Source organism: Marinobacter profundi (genome assembly GCF_002744715.1).
Classification (GTDB): Bacteria; Pseudomonadota; Gammaproteobacteria; order Pseudomonadales; family Oleiphilaceae; genus Marinobacter; species Marinobacter profundi.
On the sequence record NZ_KZ319370.1, the window covers coordinates 181,646 to 194,237 of the forward strand.

At 62.0% G+C, this 12,592-nt stretch carries 10 protein-coding genes; 7 read left to right on the forward strand and 3 right to left on the reverse strand.

Annotation, left to right across the window (positions count from 1 at the left end):
- Window positions 1–29: 29 nt before the first annotated feature.
- The 5 genes from CLH61_RS08845 (at window position 30) to CLH61_RS08865 (ending at window position 7,564) form a co-directional block, all read left to right on the forward strand.
- Window positions 30–644, forward strand: coding sequence for a TRAP transporter small permease subunit (locus CLH61_RS08845; protein ID WP_211289091.1), 615 nt, complete (start codon window positions 30–32; stop codon window positions 642–644).
- Between the two features lie 17 nt (window positions 645–661).
- Window positions 662–2,032 (forward strand): TRAP transporter large permease, encoded by a 1,371-nt coding sequence (locus CLH61_RS08850; RefSeq protein WP_099614361.1) that lies wholly within the window; start codon window positions 662–664, stop codon window positions 2,030–2,032.
- A 59-nt stretch (window positions 2,033–2,091) separates the two neighbouring features.
- The gene (locus CLH61_RS08855) at window positions 2,092–2,871 is read left to right on the forward strand and encodes a 3-hydroxybutyrate dehydrogenase (protein ID WP_099614362.1); all 780 of its coding nucleotides are present in this window, start codon (window positions 2,092–2,094) and stop codon (window positions 2,869–2,871) included.
- 16 nt (window positions 2,872–2,887) lie between these two features.
- Window positions 2,888–4,876: an acetoacetate--CoA ligase gene (locus CLH61_RS08860; protein ID WP_099614363.1), complete on the forward strand. Its 1,989-nt coding sequence runs from the start codon at window positions 2,888–2,890 to the stop codon at window positions 4,874–4,876.
- 444 nt (window positions 4,877–5,320) lie between these two features.
- Window positions 5,321–7,564, forward strand: a complete 2,244-nt coding sequence (locus tag CLH61_RS08865; RefSeq protein ID WP_099614364.1) for an NADP-dependent isocitrate dehydrogenase — start codon at window positions 5,321–5,323, stop codon at window positions 7,562–7,564.
- A gap of 58 nt (window positions 7,565–7,622) precedes the next feature.
- Here the strand turns inward: CLH61_RS08865 and CLH61_RS08870 are convergent, their stop codons facing one another.
- Window positions 7,623–8,837: a cation:proton antiporter gene (locus tag CLH61_RS08870; protein WP_099614365.1), complete on the reverse strand. Its 1,215-nt coding sequence runs from the start codon at window positions 8,835–8,837 to the stop codon at window positions 7,623–7,625.
- Entirely contained in the window at window positions 8,838–9,311 is a 474-nt protein-coding gene (gene ybaK / locus CLH61_RS08875) for a Cys-tRNA(Pro) deacylase (RefSeq protein WP_099614366.1), read from the reverse strand.
- A gap of 160 nt (window positions 9,312–9,471) precedes the next feature.
- Here ybaK and CLH61_RS08880 point away from each other — a divergent pair, with 160 nt between their 5' ends.
- A complete protein-coding gene (locus tag CLH61_RS08880) occupies window positions 9,472–10,650 on the forward strand; it encodes a sensor domain-containing diguanylate cyclase (protein ID WP_099614367.1) in 1,179 nt (392 codons plus the stop codon).
- 97 nt (window positions 10,651–10,747) lie between these two features.
- On the forward strand, window positions 10,748–12,034 hold the full coding sequence (locus tag CLH61_RS08885) for a serine hydrolase domain-containing protein (protein WP_099614368.1): 1,287 nt from the start codon (window positions 10,748–10,750) through the stop codon (window positions 12,032–12,034).
- A 9-nt stretch (window positions 12,035–12,043) separates the two neighbouring features.
- Here the strand turns inward: CLH61_RS08885 and CLH61_RS08890 are convergent, their stop codons facing one another.
- Window positions 12,044–12,388, reverse strand: a complete 345-nt coding sequence (locus tag CLH61_RS08890; protein WP_099614630.1) for a hypothetical protein — start codon at window positions 12,386–12,388, stop codon at window positions 12,044–12,046.
- Window positions 12,389–12,592: the final 204 nt, after the last annotated feature.

Sequence of the window (12,592 nt, forward strand, 5' to 3'; positions counted from 1 at the left end):
CCTTTACTTCCGGAATCTCCGAGGTTGTTGTGACTGAGACCAATCTGCCCCAGGGGGCGCCGTCGGCGGTGCCCGATGATGACTATTTGCCTGCCAATGCGCTGTCCTGGCGGCTGGACCGGCTGGTGGTGGCGGTAGGCCGCCTCAGCTCCTGGCTGTGGATCGGGGTGCTGGTGGTGGTGCTGGTGAACGTGTTTTCCCGCTACGTGCTGTCGGCGGGCTCGATTGCCCTCGAGGAATTGTCCTGGCACCTGTTCGGGACGGCCACCATGCTGACCCTTGGCTACGCGGTGGTACGGGATGATCACGTCCGGGTGGATGTGCTCAAGGAGAAGTTCTCCCTGCGCGCCCAGACCATCATTGAACTGGCCGGTATCCTGCTGCTTGCCCTGCCCATCATCTACCTGATGATTGACGCCCTGGTGCCCTATGCCTGGAAGGCGTGGCTCTATACCGAGCGGTCCCAGGCGCCAAGCGGGCTGCCCTATCGCTTTATCTTCAAGAGCATGCTGCCGCTGGGCCTGGTCTTCGTGATGATCGCACTGGTTTCCCGTGCGCTGCGTTGCGCGACCTACCTGTTCGGTTTTCCCCGGGCAGTCCGGCCACCGAAAGATGACCGCGTCAGCGGCCATCCCAATCCCTGAGCGAAGAGGCTGCAGTCATGGGAATTGAAGCCATTCTTGTTATTGCCATGTTCGCCAGTTTCATGGTCCTGCTGCTGCTGGGCTTCCCGGTTGCGTGGTCGCTGGCGGGTATCGGGCTGGTGTTCGGGGTGATCGGCCATGTCATGGTCGAGTATTTTGACTCCGATCTGTGGTTTACCTGGCAGGGCACCATCGGCGTGCTTGACGCCAGGATCTACGGCATTGTCGCCAATGAACTGATGGTGGCGCTGCCGATGTTCATCTTCATGGGGATCATGCTCGACCGTTCCGGCATTGCAGAGAAACTGATGCACAGTCTGGTGCGGGTGCTGGGGCCGCTGCGTGGCGGTTATGCCATTACCGTGGTGATCGTGGGTGTCCTGCTGGCCGCTTCCACCGGCATTGTGGGGGCCTCGGTCGTGTTGCTGGGCATGTTATCCCTCGGGCCGATGATGCAGGCCAACTACAACAAATCGCTGGCGGTAGGCACAGCCTGCTCGGTGGGTACCCTGGGCATTCTGGTGCCACCGAGCATCATGCTGGTGTTGATGGCGGACCGCATGGGCACCGCCGAGGCCTCGGTGGGCAAACTGTTCATGGGAGCACTGGTGCCCGGCGTGATGCTGGGGGTGATGTATATCCTCTACATTGTGATTGCGTCCTGGATCAGGAAAGACCTGGCACCGGCCCCGAAGAACCGCCAACCCCTCGATGGCCGGGCGCTGGTTGACGTGTTCTGGGCCGTGATGCCGCCGATGGTGCTGATCATCGCGGTGCTGGGTTCGATCTTCTTCGGCATCGCCACCACCACCGAGGCTTCGGCCGTGGGGGCCGGTGGGGCCTTGCTGATGGCACTGGTGAGCAAGCGCCTGGATATGGCCACCCTGAAGGAGTCCTTGTACCAGACCAGTCGTACCACCGCGTTCATCTTCGGCATCTTCATCGGCGCCACCGTGTTCGCCTCGGTGTTGCGGGGCCTGGGTGGTGACGGCGTGATCGAGGATGCCATCACCGGGTTGCCGTTCGGCACCACCGGGGTGCTGCTGACGGTGTTGTTCATCACCTTCCTGCTGGGATTCTTCCTCGACTGGGTGGAGATCACCCTGATCATCCTGCCGCTGGTGGCCCCGGTGCTGTTCAAAATGGGTGTCGAACCGGTGTGGTTTGCCATCATGTTTGCCATTTGTCTGCAGACCTCATTCCTGACACCGCCCGTAGGCTTCTCCCTGTTCTATATCAAGGGAGTGTGCCCGCCAGGCATTACCACCCGGCATATCTACCTGGGCGTGTTGCCGTTCATAGCCCTGCAGTTGCTGGCCCTGGCCCTGGTGTTCTGGTTCGAGCCACTGGCCACCTGGCTGCCGAATGAGGTTTATGGCGGGCCCTGACCGGGGCCCGGCTTTTTTTCCGCTAGACTTTCCATAAATAACAACAAGGAGACAAAACCATGCGTCTCGAAAACCGCATCGCATTGATCACCGGCGCGGGCCGGGGTATCGGCCGGGCCATCGCCGAGGCCTACGGCCGTGAAGGTGCAAAAGTCGCCGTCGCCGACCTGACACTCGAGTCCGCCCGGGAAACCGTGGCGGCCATCGAGCAGGCGGGCGGTACCGCCATGGCACTTAAAATGGATGTCACCAACGAAGAAGAAGTTGACGTAAACGTAAACTATGTGGTTAAACAGTGGGGCGGTCTGGACATCGCTCTGGCGAACGCCGGCGTCCAGCACATCGACCCGGTGCACAAACTCGCCTTTTCCGACTGGAGCAAGGTGATGAGCGTGCATCTCGACGGTGCCTTCCTGGTGACCCGTGCCGCGCTGAGGCACATGTACCAGGGCGGTGGCGGTACCATGCTGTACATGGGGTCGGTGCATTCGCTGGAAGCCTCACCGCTGAAGGCGCCCTATGTCGCGGCCAAGCACGGCATGCTGGGACTGTGCCGGGCGGTGGCGAAGGAGGGTGCCGAACACGGGGTGCGGAGCAACATCATCTGCCCGGGGTTCGTGCGCACGCCCCTGGTGGACAAGCAGATACCGGAACAGGCCAGGGAGCTGGGCATTTCCGAAGAGGAAGTGATCAGCAAAGTCATGTTGAAGAACACCGTGGACGGGGAATTCACCACCCTGGAAGACGTGGCGGAACTGGCCGTTCACCTGGCCGCTTTCCCGTCCGCTGCCCTGACCGGCCAGTCCATCGTGGTCAGTCACGGTTGGCATATGCAGTAACACTCAGGAGAGACGGATGAGCAATACAGAACAATCACCGGTAGTCTGGTCTCCCACGGAAGACACCCTGACGCACTCCCGCATGGGCCGGTTCAAGGCCTGGCTGGAGCAGCAGGGCTTCGGTCCGTTTGCCGACTACCATGCCCTGCACCAGTGGTCCATCACTGAGCTTGACACCTTCTGGCAGAAGGTCTGGGACTACTGTGGCCTGGTCTGCGACACCCCCGCGGACAAGGTGCTGGGCAAGCGGGAAATGCCCGGCGCCGAGTGGTTCCCCGGCATGGAGTTGAACTTTGCCGCCAACCTGCTGCGGCTGGCGGACGGTGACCATGCCGGCCACGAGGCCGTGGTGGCTTACTGCGAAACCCGCCCGGTACTGCGCAAGACCTACGCCGAACTGAAAGCCGACGCCGGCGCTCTCGAAGCCTTCCTGCGCAGCAAGGGCATCGGTCAGGGCGACCGGGTAGCCGGGGTGGTTACCAACGGCTACGAAGCCCTGGTGGGCATGCTCGCCACAACCAGCATGGGTGCGATCTGGAGCTCGGCATCACCGGACTTCGGCATTGGTGCCATCCTCGACCGTTTCGGCCAGATTGAACCGGCGGCGCTGATCGTGGTGAACGGTTACGGATATGGCGGCAAGGTCTTCGCCCGCCAGCAGGACTTTGCCGGACTGATCGACGGCCTGTCTTCCCTCCGGTGTGTGGTCAGTGTCCAGCAGCTGCCGGACCAGGCCCCCATCCCCGGCCCCCTCGTCACCACCTGGGATGACGCCCTGGCAGCCGGTGCCGGCCAGGCGCCGAGCTTCACTCCGCTGCCGTTCAGCCATCCGGTCTACATCCTTTACTCCTCCGGCACCACCGGCAAGCCCAAGTGCATCGTTCACGGTGCCGGCGGTCTGCTGGTTAATCATGCCAAGGAACTGATGCTGCACGGTGACGTCGGCCCGGAAGACCGCTTCCTGTACTTCACCACCTGTGGCTGGATGATGTGGAACTGGCAGGCTTCGGCCCTGCTGACCGGTGCCGCCGTCATCACCGTCGATGGCTCCCCCGGTTACCCGAACCTCAACTTCCTCTGGGAAACCGTAGCCAAAGAGCGGGTCACCCACTACGGCACCAGCGCCCGTTTCATCGCGGGCTGCCGCAAAGCCGAACTGCAGCCGGCCAGAACCCTGGACCAGAGCCCCCTGCGCGTGGTGTTTTCCACCGGTTCACCGCTGCTGCCGGAAGACTACGACTGGGTCTACACCGACGGCGCCCCGAACGTCCTGCTTGGCTCCATCGCCGGCGGTACCGACATCTGCGGCTGCTTCGTTGGCGCCACCCCGTTGCTGCCGGTACGCCGGGGCGAAATCCAGTGCCGCTTCCTCGGTGTGGACGCCGTTGCCTACGGCGACGACGGCCAACCGGTCAGCGACGGCCGCGGCGAACTGGTCTGTCGCCAGCCGATGCCCTCCATGCCGGTGTGTTTCTGGGATGACCCGAACGGCGAGCGCTACCAAGACGCCTACTTCAACACCTTCCCCGGGGTCTGGGCCCACGGCGACTTCATCGAGTTCACCGAACACGGCGGCGCCATCATCTACGGCCGCTCCGACGCCACCCTCAACCCCGGCGGCGTAAGAATAGGCACCGCCGAAATCTACCGCCAGGTGGAAACCATCGGCGAGGTCAAAGACAGCCTCGTGGTTGGCCGCCAGATCGACGGTGACGTCGAAGTCGTCCTGTTCGTGGTCCCCGCCGACGGCCAGGCCGTCACCGATGACCTGGTCAAAACCCTGAAAACCCGAATCCGCGAAGGTGCCAGCCCGCGGCATGTGCCCAAATACATCGTTGAAGTCCCCGACATTCCCTACACCCGCAGCGGAAAGAAGGTGGAACTGGCGGTGGCCCGGCTGATCAACGGCTCGAACAAAGCCGACAACCGGGATGCCCTGGGTAATCCGGAAGCGCTGGACCTCATCAGGGAGAGGTTGGCTGCAGTAGGCTTGTTGCCGGAATGATCAGGGTTGTTTTGTTGACAAAGTGACGGCTTTCATCGCTGAGCAAAGGGTTGCGGAACCCCGCTCAGCAGTCCGATGAGCGGTGGGGCAAAGGCCTCCCAAAACTGTGCGGAGCCATGGATGGCGGAGCCCAAGCGCCACATGGATGTGCCGCAAGGAGCGTGTTTTGGGAGGCCTTTGCCCCACCGCGACCGCACCAAAGTCGGAAAACCCGATAAATTTTAGAAAGTTTCGTAAATTCCCGCCATTTCATGAGCCGGTAACCGAAGATCCGGTATTATCCGTACGTTCTTATACTAAGATCGTAATCAAAATTCAGTAAAAAATGCTATCTTAGTAGCCCTATCAAAAGTTCCGCATCAGTCATTGCTCCGGTCGGACGTTCACAAGACGCCTGACTGTGCCATGACCGTCCTGAACCCACCCAATAGCCTGAGGACGAAAATGACATCATCCAAAGCCAAGATTGTCTACACACTGACCGACGAGGCGCCTGCCCTCGCTACCCGGTCACTGCTTCCCATCCTGGAAACCTTCGCCAAGCCGGCTGGCATCGAGTTCGAAACCAGCGACATTTCTCTCGCGGCGCGTATCCTGGCGAACTTCCCGGATTACCTGGAAGAAAATCAGCGGGTTCCGGATGCTCTGGCCGAATTGGGCGAATACACCAAGGATCCGGACGCCAACATCATCAAGCTGCCGAACATCAGCGCCTCCATCCCCCAGCTGCGGGCAGCCATCAAAGAACTGAACAAGCAGGGCTACAAGGTTCCGGAATTCAAGGAAAACCCGGAAACCGACGAAGAGAAAGACATTCACGCCCGTTACTCCAAAGTGCTCGGCAGTGCCGTCAACCCGGTGCTCCGGGAAGGTAACTCAGACCGCCGTGCCCCGGCTGCCGTCAAGGCCTTCGCCCGCAAGTTTCCCCATTCCATGGGTGAGTGGAGCCCGGCCTCCCGTACCCACGTGGCCCACATGCGCGGCGGCGATTTTTACTCCAGCGAGCAGTCGGTAACCCTGGACAAGGCGACCAACGCCCGCATCGTATTCGAGAACAAAAAGGGCGAGCAGACCGTTCTGAAGTCTGATCTGCCGCTGCTGGAAGGCGAAGTGCTGGACGGCATGTTCATGAGCAAGAAAGCGCTGGTGAAATTCTTTCAGGATGCCATCGAAGACTGCGAAAAGACCGGCGTCATGTTCTCCCTGCACGTGAAAGCCACCATGATGAAAATCTCCCACCCGATCGTGTTCGGTCACGCGGTGAAGGTTTTCTACAAGGAGTTGTTCGACAAGTACGGCGAACTGTTCCAGGAAATTGGTGTTAACCCCAACAACGGCCTGTCTTCGGTGATCGAGAAGATCAAGCAGCTGCCGGAGTCCAAGCAGGAACAGATCCAGGAAGACCTGCACGCCTGCTACGAGCACCGTCCGGAAATCGCCATGGTCGATTCCGTCAAAGGTATCACCAACCTGCACGTACCGAGCGACGTGATTGTCGATGCCTCCATGCCGGCGATGATCCGTAACTCCGGTAAAATGTGGGCCCGTGACGGCAAGCTGAAGGACACCAAGGCGGTGATGCCGGAGTCCACCTACGCCACCATCTACCAGGAAGTGATCAACTTCTGTAAGACCCACGGCGCGTTCGATCCCACCACCATGGGTACCGTGCCGAACGTGGGCCTGATGGCGCAAAAGGCTGAAGAATACGGCTCCCACGACAAGACCTTCGAAATCAAGGAAGACGGCGTTGTGCGTGTGGTCGCCGAAGACGGCACCGTGCTGACCGAACACAATGTCGAGCAGGGTGACATCTGGCGCGCTTGCCAGACCAAGGACCTGCCGATCCGTGACTGGGTCAAGCTGGCGGTCAACCGTGCCCGCTCCAGCGGTATGCCGGCCGTGTTCTGGCTGGACGACGAGCGTGCCCACGATGCCCAGCTGATCCAGAAAGTCGAAAAGTACCTGGCAGAGCTGGACACCGAAGGCCTGGAAATCCACATCATGTCTCCGGTTCGTGCCATCCGCTGGACCATGGAGCGCCTGATCCGCGGCCTGGACACCATTTCCGTGACCGGCAACGTGCTGCGTGACTACCTCACCGACCTGTTCCCGATCCTGGAGCTGGGCACCAGCGCCAAGATGCTGTCCATCGTTCCGCTGCTCAATGGCGGTGGCCTGTACGAGACCGGTGCCGGCGGTTCTGCGCCGAAACACGTGCAGCAGCTGATCGAGGAAAACCACCTGCGCTGGGATTCCCTCGGTGAGTTCCTGGCGACCGCGGTGTCCCTGGAAGAGCTGGGCGAGAAGCAGCACAACGCGCGTGCCCGCCTGCTGGGCCAGACTCTCGACAAGGCCACCGAGCGCCTGCTGGAGAACAATCAGTCGCCGTCACGGGTGACCGGTGAGCTGGATAACCGTGGCAGCCACTTCCACCTTGCCCGTTACTGGGCCGAGGCGCTGGCCAACCAGGACGAGGACAAGGAGCTGAAAGCGTTCTTTGGCAAGTTGTCCAGCCAGCTGGAAGCCAACAAGGACAAGATCCTGGAAGAGATGAGCGTTATCCAGGGTCATCCGGCGGACATCGGTGGTTACTACCACGCGCCGGCGGAGAAGGTGTCGGCGGTGATGCAGCCGAGTGCCACCCTGAACGAGATCCTTGCCGAGGCCCGTGCTGCCGTGAACTGATTACGGTAACGCACCACCAGAAACCCGGAACGCAGCGATGCGCTCCGGGTTTTTTGCATCAGGGGCGCGGGTCATCGTCGTCGCCGTCGGCTTCCTCTTCGTAGCCTTGACCGGTTTCGCCGGCATGGCGCAGCTGGACCAGGGTCAGCGGCGGACCCACCAGCTCGAAAATGACCGTGGCTCCGATCACCAGCGGCAGGAGATAGGTGAGCTCAGGCAGTCGCTCGGTGGCGACCAGCGCCAGCCCCAGTGCAACCCCGGCCTGGGGCATCAGGCAGGCGCCAATGCGCTTGCGGGTATGGCCGTTGGAGCCGGCCAGGTAGCCACCGATCTGCCCGCCAACCAGGCGCCCGGCCACCCGCGCGCCGACATAGGCCAACCCCAGCATGCCCAGCGTCGGAAGCAGGGACCATTCCAGCTGATAGCCCGCCATGAAGAAGAACAGCGCAAGAAACGGCTCGGAAATTCCCTCAATGGAGCGGAACGGCCGGATATGGTGGCGAGCCTGGTTGGCAACCACCACGCCGAGGGTCATGCAGGTCAGCAGGTAGGACAGCTCGAGCAGACCGGCAATGCCGGCGGCCACGAAAACAAAGCCCGCGGATTCCAGCAGCATGGGCTCGCCGGGACGCAGGCGGCCGGTCAGCCAGGCCATTGGAAATCCCAGTACGATACCCAACAGAACAGAGCCGCCGACCTCGATAAACCCCTGGGCCAGGCCCTCGCCGGTGCCATTGTGGCTGCTTCCCGCCAGCAGCTCCGCGGCCACCAGGGCAAGACTGAACAGGATCGCGCCCCAGGCATCGTCAATTGCCACGACCTGGTAGACCAGCCGGGTCAGTGGCCCCCGGGCACCGGCCTCGCGCATCACGTCGAGGGTCGCCGCCGGTGCGGTAGCGGTGGCAATGGCCCCGAGCAGCAGTGCCGCCGCCGGACTACCGGTGACCAGCCACACCGCCACTGCGACGCACGCGGCTGTGCCCACGGTGACTGCCAGGCTGACGATGAGCGCTTCCCGGCCTTCGGCGAGATTCCTGACCGACATCCGTTCGCCCAGCAGGAACCCCACCATCGCCAGCGTCAGCTGGGTGATAAAGCCGAAGCTCTGGTCGCTGCCTTCCGGCAGCAGCGCCAGCATGTCCGGCCCGGCCAGGGCCCCTAGCAGCAATAACAGGGTTACCCTGGGAACATGAATCTTCTGGCCCAGGCCATGGGCGGCCAGTGCCAGCAGCAGGGTGCCGCCAATCAGTAGCAGGTCCGTGGCGTGTTGCACTCAGGCCTCCTGTTGCAGGGGCGTAAGGCGACCGCCGGTCAGGGTCGCCAGGTCCGCGGGCGCCAGCTCGATTTCCAGGCCCCGGCGACCGGCACTGACGAAGACGGTGGCAAAGGCTTCGGCAGAGGCATCGATAAAGGTCCTCAGGCGCTTCTTCTGGCCCAGCGGACTGACCCCGCCAAGGACATAGCCGGTGCTGCGCTGGACCTCCTGGCGGTCTGCCATGGCGGCCTTCTTGGCGCCGGCGGCCCGGGCAATCTGCTTCATGCTGAGCATGGCGGTGACCGGAACCACCCCGACCACCAGTTCCCCGGTTTCGGTAGCGACCACCAGGGTCTTGAACACCCGTTGCGGGTCGACAGCCATTTTCTCGGCGGCCTCGGTGCCGTAGCTTGCACTGGCCGGGTCGTGGTCGTATTCGTGGATACGGTGGTCGATGCGGGCTTTGCGGGCGGCGTTGATTGCAGGGGTCATGGTGACGGTAGCCTGTTTTCGGTCGGTGTCCTGTCGGATGATACGTTACCCGGACGTCACTGCGTATCCCCGCTGCCGTTTGATCAGCGCCGTGCGGCAATGATCGACGGCAGGCCGGCCGCAGGCTATGGTTGCAGAAGAATCGATGACGGATTGCAGCATGAAGGAAGCAAGAGGCCACTACACGCCGTTCTGGCGTACCCTGTGGATCGTGTTGGTATACCTGCTGGCGGCGGGTGCCTGGATTACCTGGTCGGACAACCTGGCCGAGCGCTGGTTCACCGACCCTCATACCCTGTCGCGGGTGCAGACCTGGAAGGGCGCGCTGTTTGTTGCCGTAACCGCCGGGTTCCTGTTCGCCGCGCTGTACCGCCAGCTCCGCAGGGACCGCCTGGTGGAGAGGGTGCTCAAGGAGCGGGAGCGTCAGCTTGCTACCCTGATGGACAACCTGCCGGGTATGGCTTACCGCTGCCTCAATGACCGGCACTGGACCATGAAGTTTGTCTCCAGCGGCTGCTATGAACTGACCGGTTATCGACCGGATGAATTGCAGGATAACCAGCTGCTGTCCTACGCCAGTCTGATTGATCCGGAGGATAACGCCCTGATTCAGTCGAACATTGCCGAGTCGATTGTGCAGCAGCAGGCGTTTTCCCTGGAATACCGGCTGACCCGCAAGGATGGCCGGCAGATCTGGGTCTGGGAGCGGGGCCTTGCGGTCGAGGATGGCAGTGAAACCATTCTTGAGGGCATCGTGCTGGATAACTCGGAGCACAAGCGGCTGGAACAGGAACTCGCCGAGCAGGCCATCCGCGACCCGCTGACCGGGCTGATCAACCGTCGCGAACTGTCCCGGCTGCTCAACGAGGAGATCCGCCGGGCCGAGCGCTACGGCCGCCACCTGGCAGTGGCCTGGATTGACCTCGACCACTTCAAGCGCGTGAACGATCACCACGGCCACGCTGCCGGCGATACCGTGCTGCAGTGGCTCAGCCAGCTGCTGACGGACAGCATCCGCAGTGTCGATGTGATCGGCCGGGTGGGTGGCGAGGAGTTTGTTGCGCTGTTCCCGGAAATGGATCTGGAAGAGGCCATGGAGGCCGCCGAACGGCTGCGCAAACTGGTCAGTCACCAGGGTGTAACCCTGGCCGACGGGCTGGAAGTACGGCTGACCATCAGTCTCGGAGTGGCGCTGTATCCCGATCATGGCGGTACCGCCGAGGAACTGTGTATCGCCGCCGACCGGGCCATGTACCGGGCCAAGGAAAGTGGCCGCAATCGCGTGGTGCTGGCCGGGCCGGAGTCCTCTGCTGCACCGGCCGGCATGCGGGAAGTGTGAACAATGACGCAAACCGCGGACCGCTTCGGCCAATGTTCCGCGGTAGCGGGGCTAGAATGATAGTCAGCCAATAACGATATTCGCCAAGGTGTACCCGATGAACCAGCTTGCCCGCCGCGCACTGCATACCAGCCTGATCCCGGATGATCTTTCCACGGTGACTTTCCGTGATACTGCCGGCGAGAATCCGGCAGCGGTCGGGGTCAGTGAAGAGGCGGTTGAGGCGATCTGGCGTGGTGTTGAACGGGTTTACCGCAGCGGGGTTCATCCCGGCATCCAGCTGTCGATCCGCCACCGCGGTGAGCAGATCCTGCACCGGGCCATCGGCCACGCCAGTGGCAACGGCCCCCACGACGGCCCCGGGGTGGCGCGGGTGCCGATGACCACCGACACCCCGATCTGTTATTTTTCCGCGTCCAAGGCGGTGACCGCCTTGCTGATGCACATGCTTGCCGAGCAGGGCCTGGTCAACCTGACCGATCCGGTGTCCTATTACTGTCCGGAGTTCGGTCGCAATGGCAAGCGCACCATTACGGTGCACCAGATTCTGTCCCACCGCGGCGGTATTCCCGCCATTTCGCGGGAAACCCCGATCGACGTATTGTGGGATCGGGAGGAAATCTGGCGCCTGCTCTGTGATGCCCGGCCGGTAGAGGTGGACGGTGCCAAGGTGGCCTACCACGCCATCACCGGAGGCTTTGTACTGCAACGGGTGCTGGAGCAGGTGACCGGCGACACCATCGAAGCCTTCCTTGACCGCCATATCCGTAAGCCCATGGGAATGCGCTGGTTTACCTACGGTATCGAACCGGACCACGTCGGTGACCTGGCACTGAACTATGCCACCGGTCCCACGCCACGCTTTCCGCTGTCCTGGATTGTCAGCCGGGCGCTGGGTGGCGACATCCATACCGTGGAACGGGTCGTCAACGATCCACGCTTCCAGGAGGCGGTGGTGCCCGCCGGCAATCTCTGTGGTACCGCGGAGGAAATGGGCCGGTTTTTCCAGATGATGCTCAACGGCGGGGTGTGGAATGGCCAGCGCATCTGTCGGGAAATTACCATTCGCCGGGCCATCCAGCAGTTCGGTTCGTTGCAGATCGACCGGACCATGATGGTTCCCATGCGCTTCAGCGCCGGGATGATGCTGGGCGGCAATCCGTTTGGCCTGTGGGGGCCGCAGAGCCGCTACGCGTTCGGCCACATCGGTCTGATCAACAAGCTGTGCTGGGCTGACCCGGCGCGGGATACTTCGGTCAGCCTGCTCAATACCGGCATCCCCATCCTCGCCCATCACCTGCCCGCGCTGGCACGGTTTGTCTACACCGTCTGTGACCGGTTTCCGTTACTGCCAGAGCAGAGCCGGCCGCTCGCCGTGGCCTGAGGGCGGCGCTCAGACGGTCCGCAACTGGGCTTCCAGAATCCCCAGCACTGAGGACAGGATGTCACGGAAATCGGTCAGGGTCTGGGTTCGCTGGAGAACCTCGTCCCGCTGGTCATCCAGTTGCTCAAGCCTCGGGACCACCCGCCGGATGCCTTCGGTAATTACCTCGTAGGGGTAGTGGTGATCCATCACGTCCAGCTTGTTGAGCTCGGCAACTTCCTGGTGAAAGATGCTGATGATGTCATACAGCATATCTTTATGGCGGATGCTGCTGGCTTCCCAGTAGGCGTCATCGAGCAGCTCCAGCAAGGACAGGTATTCCCTGAGGGTATCGGCTACGGAGGTCTGGTTCATCGGCTCACCCTGTCTGGCTTCCGGCCCCCGGGAGGGACTGGTTGTGGCGGTGTTTTCGGCAACATCTTCCGGCAACTATAGCAGGGGCGGCCGGAAGTTGGATTCCGGGCGGCAGGCAATATATGAAACTCTGTTCATTGTTATTGTGTTCTGTCAGACAATTGGGCAGACTCTGAGCAATGGAATTTTCTCATTGGATGAGCA

Coding starts and splice junctions, on each gene's coding strand:
- ybaK (WP_099614366.1), bottom strand. CDS start 9,311: ATGACCCCTGCAATCAACGCCGCCCGCAAAGCCCGCATCGACCACCGT.
- CLH61_RS08860 (WP_099614363.1), top strand. CDS start 2,888: ATGAGCAATACAGAACAATCACCGGTAGTCTGGTCTCCCACGGAAGAC.
- CLH61_RS08885 (WP_099614368.1), top strand. CDS start 10,748: ATGAACCAGCTTGCCCGCCGCGCACTGCATACCAGCCTGATCCCGGAT.
- CLH61_RS08880 (WP_099614367.1), top strand. CDS start 9,472: ATGAAGGAAGCAAGAGGCCACTACACGCCGTTCTGGCGTACCCTGTGG.
- CLH61_RS08855 (WP_099614362.1), top strand. CDS start 2,092: ATGCGTCTCGAAAACCGCATCGCATTGATCACCGGCGCGGGCCGGGGT.
- CLH61_RS08850 (WP_099614361.1), top strand. CDS start 662: ATGGGAATTGAAGCCATTCTTGTTATTGCCATGTTCGCCAGTTTCATG.
- CLH61_RS08890 (WP_099614630.1), bottom strand. CDS start 12,388: ATGAACCAGACCTCCGTAGCCGATACCCTCAGGGAATACCTGTCCTTG.
- CLH61_RS08865 (WP_099614364.1), top strand. CDS start 5,321: ATGACATCATCCAAAGCCAAGATTGTCTACACACTGACCGACGAGGCG.